The following is a 20,162-nucleotide window of genomic DNA, read 5'->3' on the forward strand; positions in this document are numbered from 1 at the left end:
CCGCGCATCGCAAAAAAAGAACCGCCTGTCAAGACGGCTAACGGTTTCCTGATTGCCCGCTCCCGGCGCCGTTTACACTGTCCGCCTGCCAGTAATACCCGGCGAACACATCGGCAAAAACATCCATTGTCCGGTACATTTCTTCAAAAGTATTATCCACACCGCCGACTTCAATTAAAAAAGCATTTCCCGATAAGTCCTGGTTGAATTTTCCGTTGGTCGACGCCCCTTTTTTCAAAATGACCCCCCTTGACAGATTTTTATACTTCTTTTTGATCAAGTTGTGCAAATCCTCAGCCAGCTTTGCATTCTTTTCCCAGTTCGGGTTTTCCCCGCCGATTACAAAAGCGATTTTCGCATACGATTTTCCATTGATGGTAACGGTCGTATCTTTTTTTCTTCTCGAATCGCGGTGGATATCAATAAAATATTGAAGGTCGCGGTCGTTTCTCATCGCCGATTCGACGACGGTGCGCGATCCCTGGTAAGACTGGTAATACTGCATATGGTTTTTCTCAAGCAGCTTTAAAACATCGGTCGTATTTGCCTCTGCGCCAATTCCCTTGTCCTCGAGATCTTCAGCGAGCCTCTCCCCGACTTTTGTTACGTTGATCTTCGAATGCTGGGCAAGGTCGGGATTCGTGACGCCTTTTAAATACGGCAGATAGGACTCATGTGTATGGGTAAAATAAATCAACACCCGTTTCTTGCCGCCCGTTGTCCGCCCGGGCCGCCGTTTTGCATCGTCCGGACCGCCTTTTTCCTCGATTTTTTCCGTATTTTGTGTGGCCGGGTCTTTCGCTTGCAAGGCGCTGTCAGGCGGGACGGATTCAATCGGCATATTGGTATAGTCAGCGCCGTCTCCGGCAACAAGTATTTTGCTGTCAAAGATTTCAAATCCTGGCAGTTCACGCCCGAGAAAGCTGCGCGGATCTTCAAAGCGGATGTTGGTGAGCATTTCAAAAACAAGATTGCCGACCGGCCGCTCGTCCGTATCCGGAAAATGGTGCACAAGCAGCTGGCTGTCCGACAGCAGGTACTTGTACAATGTTTTGCTTGAAAGATGCTTTGCGGCTTCATTGACGGCTGAAGAGGAAACCCGGTAACCCGGCTTCAAAGACGTCAGCGTGCCAATTAAGATGACAACAAGCACAAGGGACAGGATGACTATGGAGATAAGGCGTATCACACTGGTCAGATTCAATATAAAAAAATGGCTGGAATGCCTGCCGCTTTTCATCGTCCCACCCTTTCCAATCGATTCTATTACATTCTATGAATCTCATGGAAGAATAGAACACCGAAAAGAAGAGGCACCCCCGGGTTATGGCGGCGCCTGCAACTTATCTCGTCTTAAAGCCGGTATTTTCCTGGTTCACATGGGGGTGGAGCGCCGCATTCAGTCCGCTCGCTAGAAGATTTGCCATATCTTCCATAAAAATGTCGACTTCTTTCGGCGTCACCATTAAGTTATGGCCGAGCGGCGCGAGCACTTCGTGAATCAATTTCCGCTTTTCCTGCTCATCCAGATTGCCGACAATCCCCATGAACATTTTCCGTGCTTCACTTCCCGGCAGATCGTCTTCCGTCAGCTTCCGCTTTTCCCCAAATGAAAGCCCTGCCGGTGCAAGCGCCCGTGAAGGCCGGCCTGATTCTTTCATTTCTTTGCCGAAATGTTTTAACAGAAAATCGATCGTGTCGCTTGTAATCGTCACGGCGTCCACCACTGTCGGAACGCCGATCGCAACAACCGGCACACCGAGCGTTTCTTTCGACAATTCTTTCCGCTTGTTGCCAACACCGGATCCCGGCTGAATGCCCGTATCCGAGATCTGGATCGTGGCATTCACCCTTTCCAGCGAACGGGATGCAAGTGCATCGACGACAATAATAAAATCCGGTTTCGATTTTTCACTGACGCCGAATATAATATCGCTCGTTTCGATTCCGGTCAGCCCCATGACCCCCGGGGCAATCGCGCTCACCGGCCTGTAGCGCGATTCAACGTTTTCCGGCTCGATTTTAAACAGATGGCGGGTGACGAGTACTTTTTCGCAGACAAGCGGGCCGAGCGCATCAGGCGTCACATTCCAGTTGCCGAGCCCGACAACAAGGCAGCTCGCTTCCTCTCCAATATTTATATGCTTCAAATATTGGTTAAACTCATCCGCGAACACTTCTTCCACCTTTTGCTGGATGTCCGTATCCCCGCTGCGGATGCCCTGCATTTCAATGGTCAAATAATTCCCGGCCTTTTTTCCGATGACTTTTTCCCCTTTTTTGGAAATTTGAACCGTCGTCACTTTCATATCGTTTACGGTCCGTTCTTCCACCGTTACGCCTTCCAATTCTTCGCTTTCCCGGTTCTTCACTTTCTCTTCCACTGCAAGATCGCGCGCTTCAATCGCTAAATCTGTGCGGACGGAATAAACACTAAGATCCATTTGTTCGTCTTCCTCCTTTTTGCCGTTTCCTTTATCCTTGTTTTTCCCCATTCCCGGCAGACCATTCGTTTTGTGCAAATTCCGGCCCAATGTATTGCAATCTCGTCTTCCATTTGTTACAATATCATTTGTTCTAAAGTGAATGTGGACGAGCCAAACAAGGTTTGCTCGTAGGAGGTGAAACGGGTGCCAAACATTAAATCTGCGATTAAACGCGTAAAAGTGAACGAAAAAAACCATGCTCAAAATAAAGCGGCAAAATCCGCCATGCGCACGGCAGTGAAAAAGTTTGAAGCAGCGGTTGAAAACAACGACGAAAACGCAAAAGAACTTTTAGTCGATGCGGTAAAACGCCTTGATAAAGCTGCATCTAAAGGCCTTATCCATAAAAATGCGGCAAGCCGCCAAAAATCACGCCTGATGAAAAAATTATCCGCACAGGCGTAACGCACCAAAATAAAAAAGACGCGCGATCCGCGTCTTTTTTATTTTGCCTTCATTTCATGCAGTTGAAACAAAAACATTTCAATGATCATTTCTTTTTTCAGCCCGCCCGATTTCATCCGGTAGTCGCTGTCGGCAAGCAGCGCCATGATCCGGTTCAGTTCATCCGCGGAAAAAAGCCCCGCCTGCCCCGCCGCCAGTTTTACCCTGTATGGATGCACTTTTAAATAAGATGCGATTTGCTGCTGGCCGTAGCCGAGCCTCGCCAGTTCTTTCGTCTGGTAGATGAGCCGGAACTGGCCGGCAAGGAGCGCCAATATTTTAATCGGCTCCTCATTAAGTTTTAAAAGGTCATAATAGATCCGGAGCGCCTCATCAATGCGGCGGTGAACCACTTTTTCAACGAGTTCAAATACATTTTGCTCCAGCGACCGCGCCGTCAGCATTTCCACCATTCCATCTGTTATTTCATTGCCGCTTCCGGCATACAGGGCTAGCTTATTTATTTCATGATCGAGCGCATTCATATTGGTGCCGGCAAGGGAAACCAAATGTTCCACTGCCTTCCTGCCAATCCGGCAGCCTTCTTCAGCGGCGCGGGAGACAAGCCACCCTTCAAGCTCCCTTTCATTTAATTTTTTTGCCTGGAAAGTTGCGGCCTGCTTTTTGATCAATTTCACCAGTTTTTTCCGTTCATCCAGTTTTTCATAAGGCGCAACCAGCACGAAAACCGTGTAAGGGGCGGGAGACTTCACGTATGCTTCCAGCTTGTCCAGCCGGTGTTCCACTTTCTGTTTCTGCTTTTCAGCAGTCAAAAAAAACGGGTGGTGCGCAATCACGAGCCGCCTCTCCCCCATAAAAGGGGATGTTTCCGCATCTTCGATCGCTGTCTCGACCGGCACCTCCTCCAGGTCATACGAAGCATAATTAAAATCCGCCTCTTCCGGAGTGAGCGCATAATCCAGCAATTTCTGTTTCGTTTTTTGAATGAAATAATCTTCTGCACCGTACAATAAATAAAGCGGGGAAAATTGCCCGCGCTCAATCTTTTTCCATAATTCATCCATTCTGTTCCGCTCCCAAACCTTTCTTACTCCCTATGTTAAGAGAACGGGCGCATTGTTGCAAGCAGAAAACAAATGGAAAAGGGGATCCGTAAAATCCCCTTTATCTATATAAACGTTAACGGAACAGTCCCGGGAAGCTTTTCCGTTAACGGTGGACCCGTACCCTTATTGTCACACGCAGCCGGATATCTATGAATGACAACTCCATCCAAAACGGTGGAAATCGTTCTGAAATTATCATATAATCAAAAAACAGGGAGGGATTTGGATGAACGAATTCGAGCAGGATGTCCAGTCGAAAACGAATGATGTCGCCGATGCCGGAGCAGGTTTTCTCATCTCTTTTTTGTTTTTTGCGCTGATGTTTATCATTGCAACTGCAGCAGACATCATTGGCAGATAGCCCCGCTCCGGGCAGTGCCGGAGCCATTCCGGACGGTTTTTTAATTAATGTATATTATGGGAGGACGGTTGAAAAGGTTCCCTTTTCTTTGAAAAAGCGGTATTGCACCGCCCCGTCCTCATCCGTCCGGAAAATGAACACCCCGTTTTCGCTGAGCCGTTTGACCACTCCCGGAGACGGATGCCCGAAACGGTTATGCTTTCCGACAGAGATGACGGCGATCCGCGGATGATACTTCCGGATGAGCGTTTCGCTTGTCGAAGTTTTGCTGCCGTGATGCCCGGCTTTTAATACGTCAATACGGATATCCGGATAAGCCGCCACAAGTTTTTCTTCTCCTTCCTGCTCAAGGTCCCCGGTAAACAGCCACGTCTTTCCACCTGTTTTCGCATAAAGGACAAGCGAGTCATTATTCCCCTCATACGTTTCCTCAAACGGCGAAAGATATTGAAATACCCCCGATTTGTTTTGCCATCCGTCCCCGTTTTTCATCTCATACACCGGGATTTTTTTCTGGCGGGCGCAAGCGAGCACCTTCTGCATGAGCGGTTTTTCCCATGAATGGGGCGAGATATGGATTTCTTTGACGTGGAGAGATGTGATCACAGCCGTTGCGCCGCCGATATGGTCCTCGTCGCTGTGCGTTAAAATCAGCTTATCAATCGTCGTAATCCCCTGGCTTTTTAGAAATGGCACCACAATATCTTTGCCGGTTTCAAACGGATGCTCCCTTCTTTTCCATGCCGGTTCCGGAAACCGGACGGTCCCACCTGTGTCAATTAAATACGCCCCCCTTGAAAGCGGTAGCCGGATTAAAATACTGTCCCCCTGCCCGACGTCGATAAAGGTGATTTTGCCGAAAAGCGAATACCTGTTTGCCGCAAGGAGGAGCATGAGAACACAAACAAGCGGCAGGACAGCCCGGATCGTTTTCTTGCCGTTTTCCATCGCCGCCAAACAATAAACTCCCGCACCTGCCATCAGGATCGATCCCCAGTATGGCGGCCTCCCGGTAACGAGCGTGGACCAGCGGCCGTCTATCGCTTCCCCCGTTTTTTCCGAAAGCCGAACGAGCCCGTCAAAGCACGCGGCAAAGACGGAAAACAGCGGCGGCGCCACCCATTCTGTAACAAAGGCAAGCGCAGCAAGCGGGAGCAGCACATACGTATAAAGCGGTACATAAAAAAGATTGGCAACAAGCCCCGCAATGGAAAACTCATAAAATGAATAAGATAGGATGGGAAGTGCCGCAAGCTGGGAAATGAACGAAATCGCGAGCCCTTTTTGCAACGGGCCCCGGAACCGCTCTAGAAGAGGCCCTGAAAGAAGCAGCGCGGCGCAAACAGCAAAAGAGAGCTGGAATCCGATATTGTACACAATATTCGCATTTTTTAGTCCGTACAAAATGAAACAGATGGACAAAGCATCAAGCGGCCCGATCGGCAGTTTTTTTTGCCCGGCCAGCACAAGCAGCATCGTCATTGCCGCCGACCGGACAACTGGCGGGTTCATGCCGCATAATCCCGCATAAACCGGCATCACCCCCAGTAAGCAAACGGTGGCACGTTCCCTTGTCAGCCCGAGCCGGATGAGCAAATAGTAGCAAAACCCGGCAACAAGTTGTACGTGAAGCCCGGAAATGGCAAGCAGATGGACAACGCCAAGCCGCTGGTAAAGCTGGTACACATCGTCATCAAAGTCTGTTTGCTCGCCAAACAAAAGCGCTTCTGCGTACGGTACGGATTTTTCCGGAAATGTTTTTTGAATTTGAAGCAGGGAGCGGTGGCGGATTTTTTTCAAGAAACCGTGCAGATGCTGCGGCGGGCTGTTGCACGCGGAAAGCCGGTCCGCTTTTAAAATCCAGTGGATATGCTGATGGGCCAAATAGTTGCGGTAATGAAATGCGGACGGGTTGCGGTTTGGCTCAGGAGCTTCCAGTTCCCCTTGAGCCATGCAAACCGTTCCGGGGGATAAAGTTTGTTTTAAGGTTTCCAGTTCTGCCTCGCTCCCGGCGTAATACGTTAACATAAACGTTTCTTTTCCGGCTTCCGCCTTTCCCTTGACCGCGTTCCCGTCGATGCGCGGATAATCGCTGAAACGGACGGGCATCCGGGCACTGCCGGCATGAAATTTTGTATCATACGCAAATGCCTGGAAATAACCGCTAAAAATCCCCAACCCGTAAAAAACGGCGGACAACAGGAGCAAAGGCCGGTTCCGGGACAGGAAAATCCGGATCCAAATCAAATGGGTCGAAAGAACCAGAAGCGGCGGCGCGTGAAGGCCAACCAGGATGCCGCTTAATGCAGCGAGCGCGGCGAACAGCCAGTTGCCTTTCACACCATCACCCTGTTACGCTTTCGGAACGGATCCCGTTTCCGTTTCTTGATAAGCGCCTGCAAATAATGCCGCCGCCATTTGCTGCAATTCCTCCAGTTCTGCCGCTTCCGCCCCGTGGTCCTTTGCAATCATGAATAATTTCTCCACCAGTTTGGCTTTTTCGCTTGCCCGGATATCGAGTGTTTCCGGATGGAACGGGACATGCTCGACATGCACCCCCGCTTTTTCAAAAAGCTCTCTTGCATACGGATGCACCCGGTAATCCTGTGCATAGTACACGTTTTGAATCCCTGCCTGAATGATCGCTTTGGTACAGTGCAGGCACGGGTAATGGGTTACATAGAGGTCCGCGCCGTTTGTCGCCACCCCGAATTTTGCACATTGCAAAATTGCATTCATTTCAGCGTGGATCGTCCGCACGCAATGCCCGTCAATCACGTAGCAGCCCTTGTCAATACAGTGTTCGTCCCCCGCGATGGATCCATTGTAGCCGCCTGCGATAATTCTTTTATCCCTGACGATCGTCGCCCCAACTGCAAGCCTTGAACAGGTGCTCCGCCAGGATAATAAATGGCTTTGCGCCAAAAAATACTGGTTCCAGGAAATCCGGTCCATTTTTCTCTTCCTTTCTGCTCATCCTTACTGTAAAGTGATGGAATTTTCGATTTTGGCAAAAGTCTGGTCCCCAATCCCCGACACATTTTTCAAATCTTCCGGCTTTTGAAAAGGGCCGTTTTTCTCCCGGTATTCGATAATAGCCGCAGCTTTTGACGGCCCGATGCCCGGAAGCGTCTCAAGCTGGGTCTGGTCGGCCGTATTGATATTGACCTGTGCGGCCGCTTCACTGCTTGCCGCCGTCCCGGAAGAAGCGGAAGCGGGAGCTGAAATTCCGGCAGCCGCCGGGGCAGTTTGGGCAGAAGCCGCTTTTTCGCCTTTTTTCGGCACCTCGATTACCATTTCATCTTTTACCTTCTGCGCGAGATTGACCTGATTCCGGTCGGCGTTTTCGTTAAAACCCCCCGCTTCCTGAATGAGGTCATAGACCCGGTCATCCGCTTCCGCTTTGTAGATGCCGGGATGCTTCACCGCGCCTTTCACATCCACGTAAATTTCGGCAGCGTTCTGCGTTTGGGCCGAGGATTGCGTTTGGGCGGTGTTTTGGGTCGAGTGATTTTGCACATCCGTCCCGCCCCCCTCAGTTTGTCCGGACTGCACGGCCGTTTCGGGTTGCCGGTAAGCCCCGGACGCGGTGTCCATACCTCCATTTTGGCTAAAATAGTAAAAGATTGCAATCGTAATGGCTGCCACAGCTGCAGCAGCATGCCAGCGGTATTTGAGAAACAACGTTTTCAAAGACCTTCACCTCTGTTTTTCTTTTTTCAGATACATAATCGCCCGGATCTGCGCATATATTGTACCGGGCGCTGAAAGATCGGCGGCTTGGGGAGGGAAAACAGCATGGACATTGGCGTGATCGGAACGGGAAATATGGGCAGCATGTTAATTGAAGCTTTGATAGAAACAAAAGCCGTTACGCCTGCACAATTTCGGATCACAAATCGCACACCTGAAAAAGCCGCAAAACTTGCAAACAAGTATCCCGGGATTCAGGTTGAGAATATAGAAAATACCATTTTGGAGAGCGATTTAATTTTGTTGTGTGTTAAACCGCTTGAGATGCACGGCATTCTGGAGAAGGCCAGAGGCGCCTTCCGGAATGAACAGTGCCTTGTCAGCATTACAAGCCCCGTTACAGTCGGGCAGCTCGCCGCAATGGTCCCCTGCTCGTGCGCAAGGGCCATCCCGAGCATCACGAACAGGGCAGCTGCCGGTGCGGTTTTGCTGACATTTGGCAGCCAGTGCACAAGCGAGTGGCAGGAAAAAGTAAAAACACTGTTCTCCAAAATATCCACCCCGGTTGAAGTTGGCCAGCAAATCACGAGAGTGGCATCAGATCTGGTCAGCTGCGGCCCTGCTTTTTTCAGTTTTTTGGCGCAAAAAATGATAGAAGGAGCCGTCCGCAAAACAAAGATTGACAGCGACACCGCCTGCATATTAACGGCTGAGATGCTAATCGGCCTGGGGGAACTTTTGAAGCAACAAATTTATACGCTGCCTGCCCTGCAGGAAAAAGTGACGGTAAAGGGCGGTATCACCGGCGAAGGATTAAAGGTGCTTGAAAAAGGGACGGATGGCTTATTCGAAAAACTGTTTGAAGCGACACAGGAGAAATTTAAAGAGGACACGGACGCGGTGGCCGGGCAATTCGGCACACCATGATATTTCGACATCTTTCTGTTTATTCCTGCTTCTTTTTTAAAATTTTTTCAAAAAAAGCATTCTGCGCGGGCAGAATGCTTTTATCGTTTGATGCACGTAAAAAATATCCTTTCGCTTTTTGGGCCGGGCGCTTCTTCTGTAAAATCGGCAGCGGGCGGCATACAATCGAAGCCCGATTCCGTAAGCCAGTTTTCATAATCAGCAACCGGAAACGTCCGCTGTTTATGTAACTCGTCAAACCGTTCATACAAGCCGGATTTCTCATCATATGCGAAAAAGCTGAGATCATGTTCAACGGCATGCGGGCCCTCACCCGGAAAGCAGTTCCAGATATAGGAAACCTCGTCCCCGTTATCGGCAAAAGTGTGATGCGGGAATAGCACATCTGTTTTATAAACGGAATGCACGTCAAACAAAAACATTCCCCCCGCCTTCAGGGCTGCATGCACATGCCGAAACGTTTCTTTCACATCCGTTTCCGTTTCCAAGTAGTTCAGGGAATCACAGAAAATCGCGACAATATCAAAATCATGCAGGCCGCAAAGCGCGCGCATATCCTGCTTGAGGAAAGTGATGCGGGCCCCTTCAGCCAGTGCTTTTCCGCTCGCGACTGTAAGCATGTCTTCTGATAAATCAACGCCCGTTACTTCAAAGCCTTCCCGTGCAAGCAGCAGTGACAGTTCACCGGTACCGCAGGCAAGATCAAGCATGCGCCTTCCTTTGACACCATTCCGCTCCCTTTGGCGCATCACCCACTGCAGCCATTGCGGATAGGGCGCCTCTTCCATCAACGTGTCGTATACATAGGCGAAATTTTCGTAACTCATTGCAGAACGCTCTCCGCACTGACAGCCGGCGCGTCTCCCCAAAGCCTTTCCAAGTTATAGTAATTCCGTTCATCGCGGTTAAAAATATGGGCGACAATATCCCCAAGGTCAATCAGCACCCATTTCCCTTCTTCAAACCCTTCAATGCGCCTGACCGCAGTTCCTGCTTCTTCCGCTTTTTCTTTCACTTCGCGGGCGATCGCCTGAATTTGTTTATCGGAGTTCCCATTGCAGATCAGAAAATAATCCGCAATCAATGAAATCCCGCGCATATCCAAAACGACGATGTCTTCCGCACGTTTATCATCGCAAGCTTTTACGACTGTTTTTAATAACGTCTGATTGTCCATTTACGCCCCTTCTTCCTTCATCACTAAATCATTGTATAAAGCAATCGTATCCGGAAAAACAGGCTGATTCCGGCCAATTAAAAATGCAATGGTGTGCCCGGCTGCATACAACACCGCTTCATCGAGATCTTTGCCCGCAAGCCGCCTTGCTTCTTCGACACCCGGAAAATTCCGGCCCGGTTCAATATAATCAGCCAGATATACAATTTTTTCAAGCAGCGTCATCCCGGCCCTGCCCGATGTATGGTATTTAATGGCATCGAGCACTTCCCGGTCAGTGATGCCGGCTTCTTTTTCCACCAGATAAGCGCCAACAGGGGCATGCCATAATTCATGATGGAAAGAAAGCAGCCGTTCATCCATCTTTTGATCAATGATGATTTGCTTCATTTCCTCTTCCGGACGGAATTTTGCATAATCATGGAAAATCGCCGCAAGTTCCGCTTTTTTCCGGTCAGCATGATATTTTTCCGCCAGCCAGACGGCGCTTTCGGCAACGCCGAGCGTATGGATATAACGGCGCTCCGTCAGCTGGGCTTTCACAAGTTCCAATGCTTTCTCACGTTCCATATAAATGATGCTCCTTTATATATTCCCACACTGCATCCGGAATTAAATATTTTACCGACCGTTTTTTTTCCAGGCGTTCACGGATCAGCGAGGAGGAAATATGAATTTCTGGAATTTCAACAAATTGGACAGGATACTTTGTCTGGTGCGAATATGCCGGCCGGTTGACGCCGACAAAGCGGACAAGCCGGACGAGCTGGTCGATATTCCGCCATTTCGGCAAATATTCGATCATATCCGCGCCAATGATAAAATAAAAGTCCGTATCAGGTTCCCGCTTTTTAAGCAGCACCATTGTGTCATATGTGTAGGAACGGCCTGGCCTCTCCATCTCTATGTCCTCAATCGAAAATGCCGGCTGCCCCGAAATGGCAAGCGTGAGCATTTTGATCCGGTCACATCCGGTGATGCCGGCCGTTTTTTCTTTATGGGGCGGATTTTGGTTCGGCATAAAACGGACTTCGTCAAGTTTCAGATCCTGCAAAATTTCGTTCGCTATAATCAAATGGCCGATATGCGGAGGGTCGAACGTCCCCCCTAAAATACCCACTTTTTTCATGCCGCCCACCCTTAAGGCAAAACAATCTCTTTATGGTTTTTCGATTCTTTATAAAGGACAATCGTATTGCCGATGATTTGCACGAGTTCCGCATGCGCCCCTTCTGCAAGTGCTGCGGCAACAGAATCCTTATCTTCCTCGCAGTTTTTTAGGACGCTGATTTTTAACAGTTCCCGCGCTTCAAGCGCCTCCTGCACCTGTTTGACCATATTTTCATTGACCCCGCCTTTTCCAACCTGAAAAATCGGGCTCAAATGGTGGGCTTTTGCCCGCAAAAAACGTTTTTGTTTACCTGTTAACATGAACTTCCTCCTAAAATGCCTTCAACGATCTTTTTCATTTTCCCGGTATCCGGCTTTACGCCGGTCCATTTTTCAAACGCAATGGCCCCCTGGTAGATAAACATGCCGAGGCCGTTCTGCACCCGGGCGCCGCGTTTTTTTGCTTCTTTTAAAAATTTCGTTTCAAAAGGATTGTATATGATATCAGACACAAACGCACCAGGCTTTAAATGGCGGAGGGAAAGCGGCTGCGCGTCTGTATCCGGATGCATGCCGATCGACGTCGTCTGCACAATCAGCGTATAATTCCCCAGCTGTTCTTCCGTTTCTTTAAGCGTAAGCACCTTAGACGGGCACGGAAAAGGGCTTTCGTCCCGCATTTCTTCCGCTTTTTTTACCGTGCGGTTGCACAGATCAACGGTTACCGCCCCTTCCCGGCAAAGCGTATAATAAATCGCTCTTGCCGCACCGCCCGCGCCGATGACAAGCACTTTTTCTCCGGAAAGCACCCGTCCGCTTTCTTCTTTCAGCGCCTGCATAAACCCCGGGCCGTCCGTATTATACCCGACCCATCCGTGTGGGGTGCGGATTACGGTATTAACGGCACCGATCGTTTCCGCAAGCGGATCAATGTCATCGAGATACGGCATGATCGCCTGCTTATGCGGAATGGTCACATTAAATCCGGCCACGCCGATTGCTTTCATGCCGTTTACGGCGGTTTCCAGATTTTCCGGTGTGACATGGAAAGCATGATAGTCTGCATCAATCCCGAGTGCCCGGAATGCTTCATTGTGCATCGCAGGCGACAGCGAATGGGCAATCGGGTCACCGATCACCCCGTATAAATCGCGCATATTTCTCACTCCCCGTTAAAAACAGAACCTTTTTCAGATCAACGACCGGCGCAGCATGACCCGGACGCCCTTTGGCACATAGGCCGCGACAACGGCGCCCGGTTCGTTGACCGTCACCCAGCCAAGCCCGGAAAAAACAATATCCGTCTTTCCTTCTTTAATGGAAAATTCATGGCGAACGAGCGCCGGGAAATCCGCGGCTTCCGCTTTCCCCGGCGGTTGGAGCAATTCCCCGAGCTGGCGCGTATATAAATCATCCGCATTTTCAAGTTTTGTACGGTGAATCTTTAAAGCATTTGAAACATAGCAGACAAATGACCGTCTGCCGCCTTTTATATAATCAAGCCGCGCAAGGCCGCCGAAAAACAGCGTCTGCCGTTCATTCAGCTGGAATACAGCCGGCTTGATTTCTTTTTTCGGTGTAATCACCTTTAATTCGTTTTTCCCGACGAAATGCGCCATCTGGTGGTGGTTGATGATCCCCGGCGTGTCATAAAGAGATGTGCCGTCATCAAGCGGGATGCCGATCATATCCAGCGTCGTCCCCGGAAAATAGGATGTGGTGATGACATCTTTTTCCCCTGTTGCCTGCCGTATAATGCGATTGATAAAAGTGGATTTCCCAACATTCGTGCAGCCGGCAACATACACATCTTTCCCGTTCCGGTACTGTTCGATGGCAGCCATCGCTTCATCCATGCCGTGCCCCTTTGCCGCGCTCACAAGCAGCACATCGGCCGGACGGAGCCCGAGTTCTTTCGCCTGCTGCTTCATCCAGTTGGCCATTTTCGCTCTTTTCACCGATTTTGGCAGGAGATCCTCTTTATTGCCGATTAAAAGAACCGGGTTTTTGCCTGCGAAACGGTGGAATCCCGGCAGCCAGGACCCGTTGAAATCAAAAATATCGACAATTTTTACAACCAGCGCATCCACCTGCCCGAGCCGGTTTAAAATTTTTAAAAAATCATCGTCTGTAAGCGGCACGTCCTGCACTTCATTGTAATGTTTCAATCTGAAGCAGCGCTGGCAAATGACCTGCTCTTTTTCCAGCGCAGATTTTGGCGCGTAGCCTGCCTCATCCGGATCTTCCGTCTGGAGGAGCGCCCCGCAGCCGATACAATGGACAGCTTCTTTTTCCAAATTCAATCCTCCCAAGTCAAATAACCTTTTTTCCTGAACCAGCCCATAATCCGGCGTTCAATCATCCGGTTGAGTTTCGTCGCAAAGCCATCTGATTGCGCAACCGGGACGACGAGAATCGTATAAAAACCGCTTCTGTTGCCGCCGAGCACATCGGTCAAAAGCTGGTCGCCGATCACGACGGTTTCTTCCTTTTTCACGTCCATGATAGCAAGCGCCTTGCGGAATGCTTTGCCAAGCGGTTTTCTCGCTCTGAAAAGAAACGGGATGCCAAGCGGGTCCGCAAATGTTTTGACCCGCATTTCATTATTATTGGAAACAATCGTGATTTTGATATGATGTTCCTGCATGTCCTGGAACCATTGGACCAGTTTTGGCGGCGCACTCGGCCTGTCCCACTCGACCAATGTATTGTCCAAATCGGTGATGATGGCTTTAATGCCATGCTTTTTTAATTCTTCCGGCCTGATTGACAGCACCGAGTTCACTTGCCGGTCCGGCAAAAAATTTTTCAAGATCAATCCGTGACACTCCATTCATTTTACCGTTCTGTCCACAAGATGCAAGCTTACCCGCCCGTTTATGAGTATATTGTCCCGAATATGCTTCATTCAAGTTTCTTTTATCATAACAATTTCTACAAATTATTCAACTGATAGCAATGCCCTGTTCCCCGGAAGCCGGAAACAGGAAAAACCGCCGGGCAGTGCGCGCTCAGCGGTTTTGATTGCTTTCCATTAGTCATGTCCGTATCCATGGGTAAATCGCAAAGCTGCCATGCCTGCTGCTTGAAAATGTTGTGTTTTTCTTGCTTTGCGCTTTATACTTTCGCATTTTCCCCCATTGCTTCGATCAGCAGGTCGGCGATATGGACAGCGCGGACTTTTCCGCTTAAACCGGCCCGTTCGATCCCGAGTTTCATTTGCAGCAGGCAGCCCGGGTTGGCGGTCACAATGGTTGTGGCATGTGTCGCTTTTGCATTTTCCATTTTATGGTCCAAAATTTGCATGGACATCTCCGACTCGACAATATTGTAAATGCCGGCCGACCCGCAGCAGTGGTCCGCTTCCTTCATTTCCCGGAATTCTACATTTTCGATGGCGCCAATGAGCAGGCGCGGCGCGGAAGAGGTCTTCATCACATTGCGCAAATGGCATGAATCCTGGTACGTGACCACCTGGTGCGGGAGGCTGAGTTTCCGTTTATGGAAGCCCAGCTCTACGAGAATAGCGGAAATATCTTTTATTTTGCTTGAAAATGCCGCGGCCCGTTCCGCCCATTCCGGATCGTCTTTTAACAAATGGCCGTAATCGATTAAATAAGCGCCGCAGCCGCCGGCATTCGTGATAATATAATCAGCGCGCAAATCTTCGAAAGCCTTGATATTGCGGCGGGCAAGGTCCTTTGCCATCTCTTTTTCGCCGCCATGGCCATGCAGCGCCCCGCAGCATGCCTGGTCCTGCGGGATGACAACCTCACAGCCGGCAAGCTGCAATAGTTTCAATGTCGCATCATTGGTTTCCATGAACATCGTGTCCATCAGGCAGCCGGTAAAAAAGGCAACGCGTTTTTTCACTTCCGCTTTTGGCATCAAATGTTCCGGGCGCTGTTTCATTTCCTTCCATTTTGGAATTTTTGGCAGCACTTTTTCCATGGACGATAAATTTTTCGGCAGAAGCTTTAAAGCGCCTGTCGCATGCGCCGCTTTTTGCAGGCCGCTCCGCTGGTAAAAACCGATCAGGCCTGTTAAAGCGCGCATCCGATTCTGGTGCGGGAACAATTCTTCAAAGACCGCTTTGCGGAGCACTTTTACCGGCAGGGACTGCTTCTTTTTCTTCGACTGCTGGATAATATCCCGCGCTTCTTCCAAAAGATGCCCGTACTGGACGCCGGGCGGGCATACCGATTCGCAAGCCCGGCAGCCGAGGCACAAGTCCAAAGAGCGCTCCACATCTTCATCCGGTTCGATAATGCCGTCCACAACGGCTTTCATCAATGCAATCCGGCCGCGCGGCGAGTGCGATTCTTTGAACCCCGATTCAATATAGGTCGGGCAAGACGGCAGGCAAAAGCCGCAGCGCATGCAGTTCAGCAGCTGGTCTTCGTCCATCCTTTCCCTGAATTTCTGCTGGATTTCTTTTTGTTGTTCGGCTGTAATCATTTTTCCATCACCACTCGATCCGTTTCTTTGGCAAAGACTTTGCCGGGATTTAAAATATGGTTCGGGTCCAGCGCATTTTTGATCGCATTCATGACGCCAATGCCCGTTTCCCCGAGTTTCCATTCAAGATACGGCGCTTTCGCCCTCCCGACGCCATGTTCGCCGGTAATCGTGCCGCCCAGTTCAATCGCTTTTTGAAAAATTTCCGCAAAGGCTTTTTCAACCCGCTCCATTTCGTCCTGATCCCGGATATCGGCAAGGCAGGTCGGGTGCAGATTCCCGTCCCCCGCATGGCCGAATGTCCCGATATGGAGCCCGTATTTTTCAGCAATTTCATTGATTGCCACCACCATCTTTGCGACTTCGGAACGCGGCACGGTCGCATCTTCCAAAATCGTTGTCGGCTTCAGGCGGGCGAGTGCGCTTAAAGCGCTCCTTCTTGCCGTCATGAGCGCTTCCGCATGTTCCGGGGAAGCTGCCACCTTTACATCGACTGCATGTTGCTTGCGGCAAATTTCCGCGATCTTTTCAATATCGCGTTCCACCACTTCCTGCGGGCCGTCCTGCTCGATCAAAAGCACTGCCTTCACATTGGTCGGTAGGCCGATATGCGCAAAAGCTTCCACCGCCTGCAGTGTCGGCTGGTCCAGAAATTCCAGCGTCGCCGGGATGATCCGGTTCGCAATAATGTCGGAAACCGTTTGCGCGCACGCTTCAATATCCTGGTAAAGCGCCAGCATCGTCTTTTTTGCTTCCGGCATCGGCAAAAGTTTCAGCGTCGCTTCCGTAATGACGGCGAGCGTCCCTTCCGAACCGACCAAAAGCCGCGTCAAATCGTAGCCGGCTACATCTTTCGCCAGTTTTCCGCCGGTGCGGATGATCTCACCGTTTGCGAGCGCGGCTTCAAGCGCCAGCACATAATCGCGCGTCACACCGTATTTCAAGCCGCGCAAGCCACCCGAATTTTCATTTATATTGCCGCCGATCGTCGAGATTTTCATGGAACTTGGGTCCGGCGGGTAAAACAGCCCCTTTTCTTCAACCGCTTTGATCATATCAAGCGTAATGACGCCGGGCTGCACCGTCACCGTCAGATTTTCTTCATCAATTTCCAAAATCTTGTTCATATGCTTAAACAACAGCACGATGCCGCCTTCTATCGGGCATGTGCCGGCACAAAGGTTGGAGCCCGACCCGCGCGGCACAATAGGAATCCGGTGTTTGTTGCAAATTTTTACGATTTTCTGCACTTCTTCTTTATTGCGCGGCGCCACGACCGCATCCGGCATTGACTGAAACTGCGGGCTTGCATCATACGAATACACAAGCCTGCCCGCCTTCGAATCATCGTAATTTTCCGGGCCAACAATTTGCTGCAGTTTTTCTTTTATATCGGCTTGAATCATCAAACCTTCCCCCCGTTCTGCAAATTTTCAATATTTTAACGAGAAAAATATTGTTTTGTGCTTCATTTTATGATAAAGCTAAAAGTGCAAGAATGATATAGATAAAAATACAAAGTTTAGCGGTTACTATTGGTTGATTTTTAAATTTATATACAAAGGTGGTCAACATGCTGTTGTTTCCAAAAATTGCCGGAAAAATCGTGAATGAAGTGCAGTCGGTGATGGATGAGGATATTATTGTTGTGGACGAAAACGGGGTGATCATGGCCTCGACGCAAAAAGACCGGATTGGAAACTTCCATATGGGGGCACAGAAAGTTTTTCAAACGAACAAAAAATTGTATATTGATGAAGAAATGGCGGCGCAAATGGAAGGGGTGCGGATGGGGATAAATATGCCGATCCGGTTCGAAGGGAGGACGATTGGCGTTATCGGCGTCACCGGCAATCCGAAAGAAGTCGAACATTATGCGGAGCTGATCCGCCGGCTGACGGAGCTTATTATTCAGGAAACCGTCCATGCTGAACAAGCACGGTCCAAAACGAGGGGGCTCGAGGCATATTTCTACGAATGGGCGACAGTAAAGGCGTATGACCAGCATTTCGTTGAACGGGGACTGATGCTTGGGATTCCGATGCAGGTGCCTCACATCTGCTGTTTTTTAAAAATGGCGGTGCCGCCATCGGGGGAAACAGAAATATTTGAACGGCTGCAATCCTATATTGAAACGGACCGCGACATGATTGTGCACTGGGGTCCGGGGTTGTTTTTGCTGCTGAAAAGCGTGGAAGCGCCGTTTTCAAAAGAACGGTTTTATGGGCAATTGGAAGATTTTAAGCGGCGATTTGCGCCAAATTGCGCAGTCGGGGTCGGAAAAACAGCCGGTACATATGTGATCCGCCAGTCGTTCAAAGAAGCACAGAAAGCTTTGAAAGTTGCCGGAAAAAATGGCGGTATTGTGTTTTATGAAGACCTGCTCCTTGATCTGCTGATAGAAGAAGTGTCGGAAGAGGCGCGCCAGGAGTATTTGCAAAAAACAATCGCGAAACTGCAGGAACATGCGGGCCTCGCAGAAACATTGCAAGCCTATCTTGCAAACAACCTGTCGCTGAAAGAAACAGCCGCACAGCTCCATGTGCATATTAATACGCTCCATTACAGGCTGAAGCAAATCACCGAAGTCACGGGCATTGATCCGAAAACAGCGGAAGGCATTGCACTGTTTTATTTGGCGGTACATTTGGCGGAGTAGAAGATTTTTCACTGAAAGCGTAACGGAGCTGTCCCAAAAGCCCCATTTAAGTAGGAATTTTGCTCTAACGGTCGTGACACAGCTTCTCAAAGCCGTTTCTCCAGAGATTTTTGCTCTAATGATCCTGACAAAGCTTCTCTGAACCGTTTCCTCGGGAAAATTTTGCTCTAAACAAGAAAACCCTTTGAGAAAAAGTAATTTCTCAAAGGGTTTTCTTGTTTAAAAAGGACTTTTGCGAGAACTCCCTTTCTGGCTTATTTCACTTCAAACTGCCCCATCATGCCAAGGTCTTCATGTTCGAGGATATGGCAGTGATACATATAAATGCCTTTAAACGGGAACCGCATTATCACTTTCACCGTATCTCCCGGATTGACGAGCACTGTATCTTTCCAGCCCTGCTCATTTGCAGGCGGCGTTTTGCCGTTTATGCTCAAAATCTGGAACTGGACACCGTGGACATGGAACGGGTGCACCATTTTTTTCGTCCCCATGGAAGTTGAAGCGTTTTTGATTTCCCAAATTTCGATGGAATGCAGTTTCACTGTTTCATCAATGTGGTTCATATCCATTTGCTTGCCGTTGATGCTGACATTCGGGCCCATGCCGCTCATCACAAATTTGCGGGTTTTGACCGCTTTTGAATCCGGGATTTTCTTAATGGTTGCAAGTTTCCTTGGGACGCTGTAAGATTTTGTGTATTTGCCTTTAACTTTAAAATACATCAGCGTTTCTTTTCCGTTTTTCAACTGGAGCATACCGCCGTCTCTTAGCTTGGAAAAATCAACAAGGATTTCCGCGCGCTCTCCGGCTGAAAGTGTCAGTTTTTTCATTTTCACCGGCGATGCAAGGAACCCGCCGTCAGATGCAATTTGCGTAAATGTTTGGTTGCCGCTTAGGTGCAGATTATACGTCCTGCCGTTTGAGCCGTTTAAAATCCGGAGGCGGACAAGACCGCGTTTGACTGTCAATTGCGGCTGGATTACGCCGTTGACGAGTTCGGTCGTGCCCTGAAAGCCGAATACTTGGTCGTTCATGTCCAATTTATAGGACAATTGCCCGTTTTTCGTAAAACGGCGGTCCTGCAGCACGAGCGGAAAATCGTTTTTTCCGTAGTCTTTCGGGATATCTAGTTTCTCCGAATTTTGATCATCGACATAAATCAGCCCGGCCAGGCCTTTATAAACCTGTTCACCCGTCTTTCCCATCGGGTGCGGATGGTACCAAAGCGTGGCTGCCTGCTGGCTTACGGTAAAGCTGACTTTCCACGTTTTGCCCGGCAAAATCGTATTATGTGGGCCTCCGTCTGCGGAACCCGGTACCAGAAGGCCATGCCAGTGTACCGTTGTCACTTCTTTTAAGTCGTTTTTTACTGTCATATTGACCTTTTCGCCTTTTCTCACCCTGATCACAGGACCTAAATAATTGCCGTTATACCCGTATGTCGTTGACGTTTTTCCAGCTATAAATTCTTTTTTGCCATGCTGTGCGGTTAAAGTGAAATCCGCCATATCCGGATCCGGATTGGTGTCTTTAAGCACCGCCGGAATCGGCAGTGCAGGATGCTGCGCGTCTTTTTGCTCCGCGCTCTTTTTCACGTGCCAACTGTAAAAAACGGCACCCCCGATGATCACGATAGCCAATAGGATAATGGCTGTTATCCATACTCTCTTTTTCATATTACCCCTGCTTTTTGTTATTTTTATGTTCGGTATCATCTTAACGTTTTTTTGTGCAGGAGTTCTATTAATAAGTTTTGACGCTTTTGTGAACAAATTTA

At 49.4% G+C, this 20,162-nt stretch carries 21 protein-coding genes; 4 read left to right on the plus strand and 17 right to left on the minus strand.

Going from position 1 to position 20,162, the window contains the following annotated elements; genetic code table 11:
- Positions 1-37: 37 nt before the first annotated feature.
- Complete coding sequence (locus tag NSQ19_RS08675; protein ID WP_061566448.1) at positions 38-1,240, minus strand: stage II sporulation protein P; 1,203 nt, start codon at positions 1,238-1,240, stop codon at positions 38-40.
- A gap of 103 nt (positions 1,241-1,343) precedes the next feature.
- The gene (gene gpr, locus NSQ19_RS08680) at positions 1,344-2,495 is read right to left on the minus strand and encodes a GPR endopeptidase (protein WP_327076615.1); all 1,152 of its coding nucleotides are present in this window, start codon (positions 2,493-2,495) and stop codon (positions 1,344-1,346) included.
- Positions 2,496-2,630: 135 nt separating this feature from the next.
- On the opposite strand from gpr, the gene rpsT reads away from it, so the two are divergent.
- Positions 2,631-2,891: a 30S ribosomal protein S20 gene (rpsT, locus tag NSQ19_RS08685; RefSeq protein WP_340702719.1), complete on the plus strand. Its 261-nt coding sequence runs from the start codon at positions 2,631-2,633 to the stop codon at positions 2,889-2,891.
- Between the two features lie 38 nt (positions 2,892-2,929).
- Here rpsT and holA read toward each other — a convergent pair whose 3' ends face one another.
- On the minus strand, positions 2,930-3,955 hold the full coding sequence (gene holA / locus NSQ19_RS08690; protein ID WP_046720731.1) for a DNA polymerase III subunit delta: 1,026 nt from the start codon (positions 3,953-3,955) through the stop codon (positions 2,930-2,932).
- 268 nt (positions 3,956-4,223) lie between these two features.
- On the opposite strand from holA, the gene NSQ19_RS08695 reads away from it, so the two are divergent.
- Entirely contained in the window at positions 4,224-4,358 is a 135-nt protein-coding gene (locus tag NSQ19_RS08695) for a YqzM family protein (RefSeq protein ID WP_017552601.1), read from the plus strand.
- Positions 4,359-4,412: 54 nt separating this feature from the next.
- On the opposite strand, the gene NSQ19_RS08700 is transcribed toward NSQ19_RS08695, so the two are convergent.
- The 3 genes from NSQ19_RS08700 to NSQ19_RS08710 are packed head-to-tail and all read right to left on the minus strand — an operon-like array spanning position 4,413 to position 8,051.
- Positions 4,413-6,698, minus strand: a complete 2,286-nt coding sequence (locus tag NSQ19_RS08700; RefSeq protein WP_340702720.1) for a DNA internalization-related competence protein ComEC/Rec2 — start codon at positions 6,696-6,698, stop codon at positions 4,413-4,415.
- 12 nt (positions 6,699-6,710) lie between these two features.
- Positions 6,711-7,313 (minus strand): ComE operon protein 2, encoded by a 603-nt coding sequence (locus tag NSQ19_RS08705; RefSeq protein WP_017552599.1) that lies wholly within the window; start codon positions 7,311-7,313, stop codon positions 6,711-6,713.
- Positions 7,314-7,337: 24 nt separating this feature from the next.
- A complete protein-coding gene (locus NSQ19_RS08710; RefSeq protein WP_029141914.1) occupies positions 7,338-8,051 on the minus strand; it encodes a helix-hairpin-helix domain-containing protein in 714 nt (237 codons plus the stop codon).
- Between the two features lie 105 nt (positions 8,052-8,156).
- Here NSQ19_RS08710 and comER point away from each other — a divergent pair, with 105 nt between their 5' ends.
- Positions 8,157-8,978, plus strand: coding sequence for a late competence protein ComER (gene comER / locus NSQ19_RS08715; RefSeq protein WP_340702721.1), 822 nt, complete (start codon positions 8,157-8,159; stop codon positions 8,976-8,978).
- A gap of 80 nt (positions 8,979-9,058) precedes the next feature.
- Here the strand turns inward: comER and NSQ19_RS08720 are convergent, their stop codons facing one another.
- The 10 genes from NSQ19_RS08720 to glcD all read right to left on the minus strand — a co-directional run bounded on the left by NSQ19_RS08720 (position 9,059) and on the right by glcD (position 17,129).
- A complete protein-coding gene (locus NSQ19_RS08720) occupies positions 9,059-9,805 on the minus strand; it encodes a class I SAM-dependent DNA methyltransferase (RefSeq protein ID WP_340702722.1) in 747 nt (248 codons plus the stop codon).
- Positions 9,802-10,155 (minus strand): ribosome silencing factor, encoded by a 354-nt coding sequence (gene rsfS, locus NSQ19_RS08725; protein WP_017552596.1) that lies wholly within the window; start codon positions 10,153-10,155, stop codon positions 9,802-9,804. The genes NSQ19_RS08720 and rsfS overlap by 4 nt, the downstream gene beginning before the upstream one ends.
- On the minus strand, positions 10,156-10,725 hold the full coding sequence (gene yqeK / locus NSQ19_RS08730; RefSeq protein WP_029141916.1) for a bis(5'-nucleosyl)-tetraphosphatase (symmetrical) YqeK: 570 nt from the start codon (positions 10,723-10,725) through the stop codon (positions 10,156-10,158).
- Positions 10,715-11,284: a nicotinate-nucleotide adenylyltransferase gene (locus tag NSQ19_RS08735; protein ID WP_340702723.1), complete on the minus strand. Its 570-nt coding sequence runs from the start codon at positions 11,282-11,284 to the stop codon at positions 10,715-10,717. Before NSQ19_RS08735 ends, yqeK begins: the two co-directional genes overlap by 11 nt.
- 11 nt (positions 11,285-11,295) lie before the next feature.
- A complete protein-coding gene (gene yhbY, locus NSQ19_RS08740; RefSeq protein ID WP_017552593.1) occupies positions 11,296-11,586 on the minus strand; it encodes a ribosome assembly RNA-binding protein YhbY in 291 nt (96 codons plus the stop codon).
- Positions 11,580-12,422 (minus strand): shikimate dehydrogenase, encoded by an 843-nt coding sequence (gene aroE / locus NSQ19_RS08745; RefSeq protein ID WP_340702724.1) that lies wholly within the window; start codon positions 12,420-12,422, stop codon positions 11,580-11,582. Before aroE ends, yhbY begins: the two co-directional genes overlap by 7 nt.
- Before the next feature lie 33 nt (positions 12,423-12,455).
- A complete protein-coding gene (yqeH, locus tag NSQ19_RS08750) occupies positions 12,456-13,562 on the minus strand; it encodes a ribosome biogenesis GTPase YqeH (protein ID WP_340702725.1) in 1,107 nt (368 codons plus the stop codon).
- 2 nt (positions 13,563-13,564) lie between these two features.
- On the minus strand, positions 13,565-14,083 hold the full coding sequence (locus NSQ19_RS08755) for a YqeG family HAD IIIA-type phosphatase (RefSeq protein ID WP_017552590.1): 519 nt from the start codon (positions 14,081-14,083) through the stop codon (positions 13,565-13,567).
- 299 nt (positions 14,084-14,382) lie between these two features.
- Positions 14,383-15,723: a (Fe-S)-binding protein gene (locus NSQ19_RS08760; protein WP_029141919.1), complete on the minus strand. Its 1,341-nt coding sequence runs from the start codon at positions 15,721-15,723 to the stop codon at positions 14,383-14,385.
- Entirely contained in the window at positions 15,720-17,129 is a 1,410-nt protein-coding gene (gene glcD, locus NSQ19_RS08765) for a glycolate oxidase subunit GlcD (protein WP_340702726.1), read from the minus strand. The genes NSQ19_RS08760 and glcD overlap by 4 nt, the downstream gene beginning before the upstream one ends.
- A 167-nt stretch (positions 17,130-17,296) precedes the next feature.
- On the opposite strand from glcD, the gene NSQ19_RS08770 reads away from it, so the two are divergent.
- A complete protein-coding gene (locus NSQ19_RS08770; RefSeq protein WP_061566456.1) occupies positions 17,297-18,382 on the plus strand; it encodes a CdaR family transcriptional regulator in 1,086 nt (361 codons plus the stop codon).
- Positions 18,383-18,636: 254 nt separating this feature from the next.
- On the opposite strand, the gene NSQ19_RS08775 is transcribed toward NSQ19_RS08770, so the two are convergent.
- Positions 18,637-20,061: a multicopper oxidase family protein gene (locus NSQ19_RS08775; RefSeq protein ID WP_340702727.1), complete on the minus strand. Its 1,425-nt coding sequence runs from the start codon at positions 20,059-20,061 to the stop codon at positions 18,637-18,639.
- Positions 20,062-20,162 lie beyond the last annotated feature (101 nt).

The organism is Weizmannia sp. FSL W8-1119, assembly GCF_038008605.1.
Lineage (GTDB): Bacteria > Bacillota > Bacilli > Bacillales > Bacillaceae_C > Weizmannia > Weizmannia coagulans.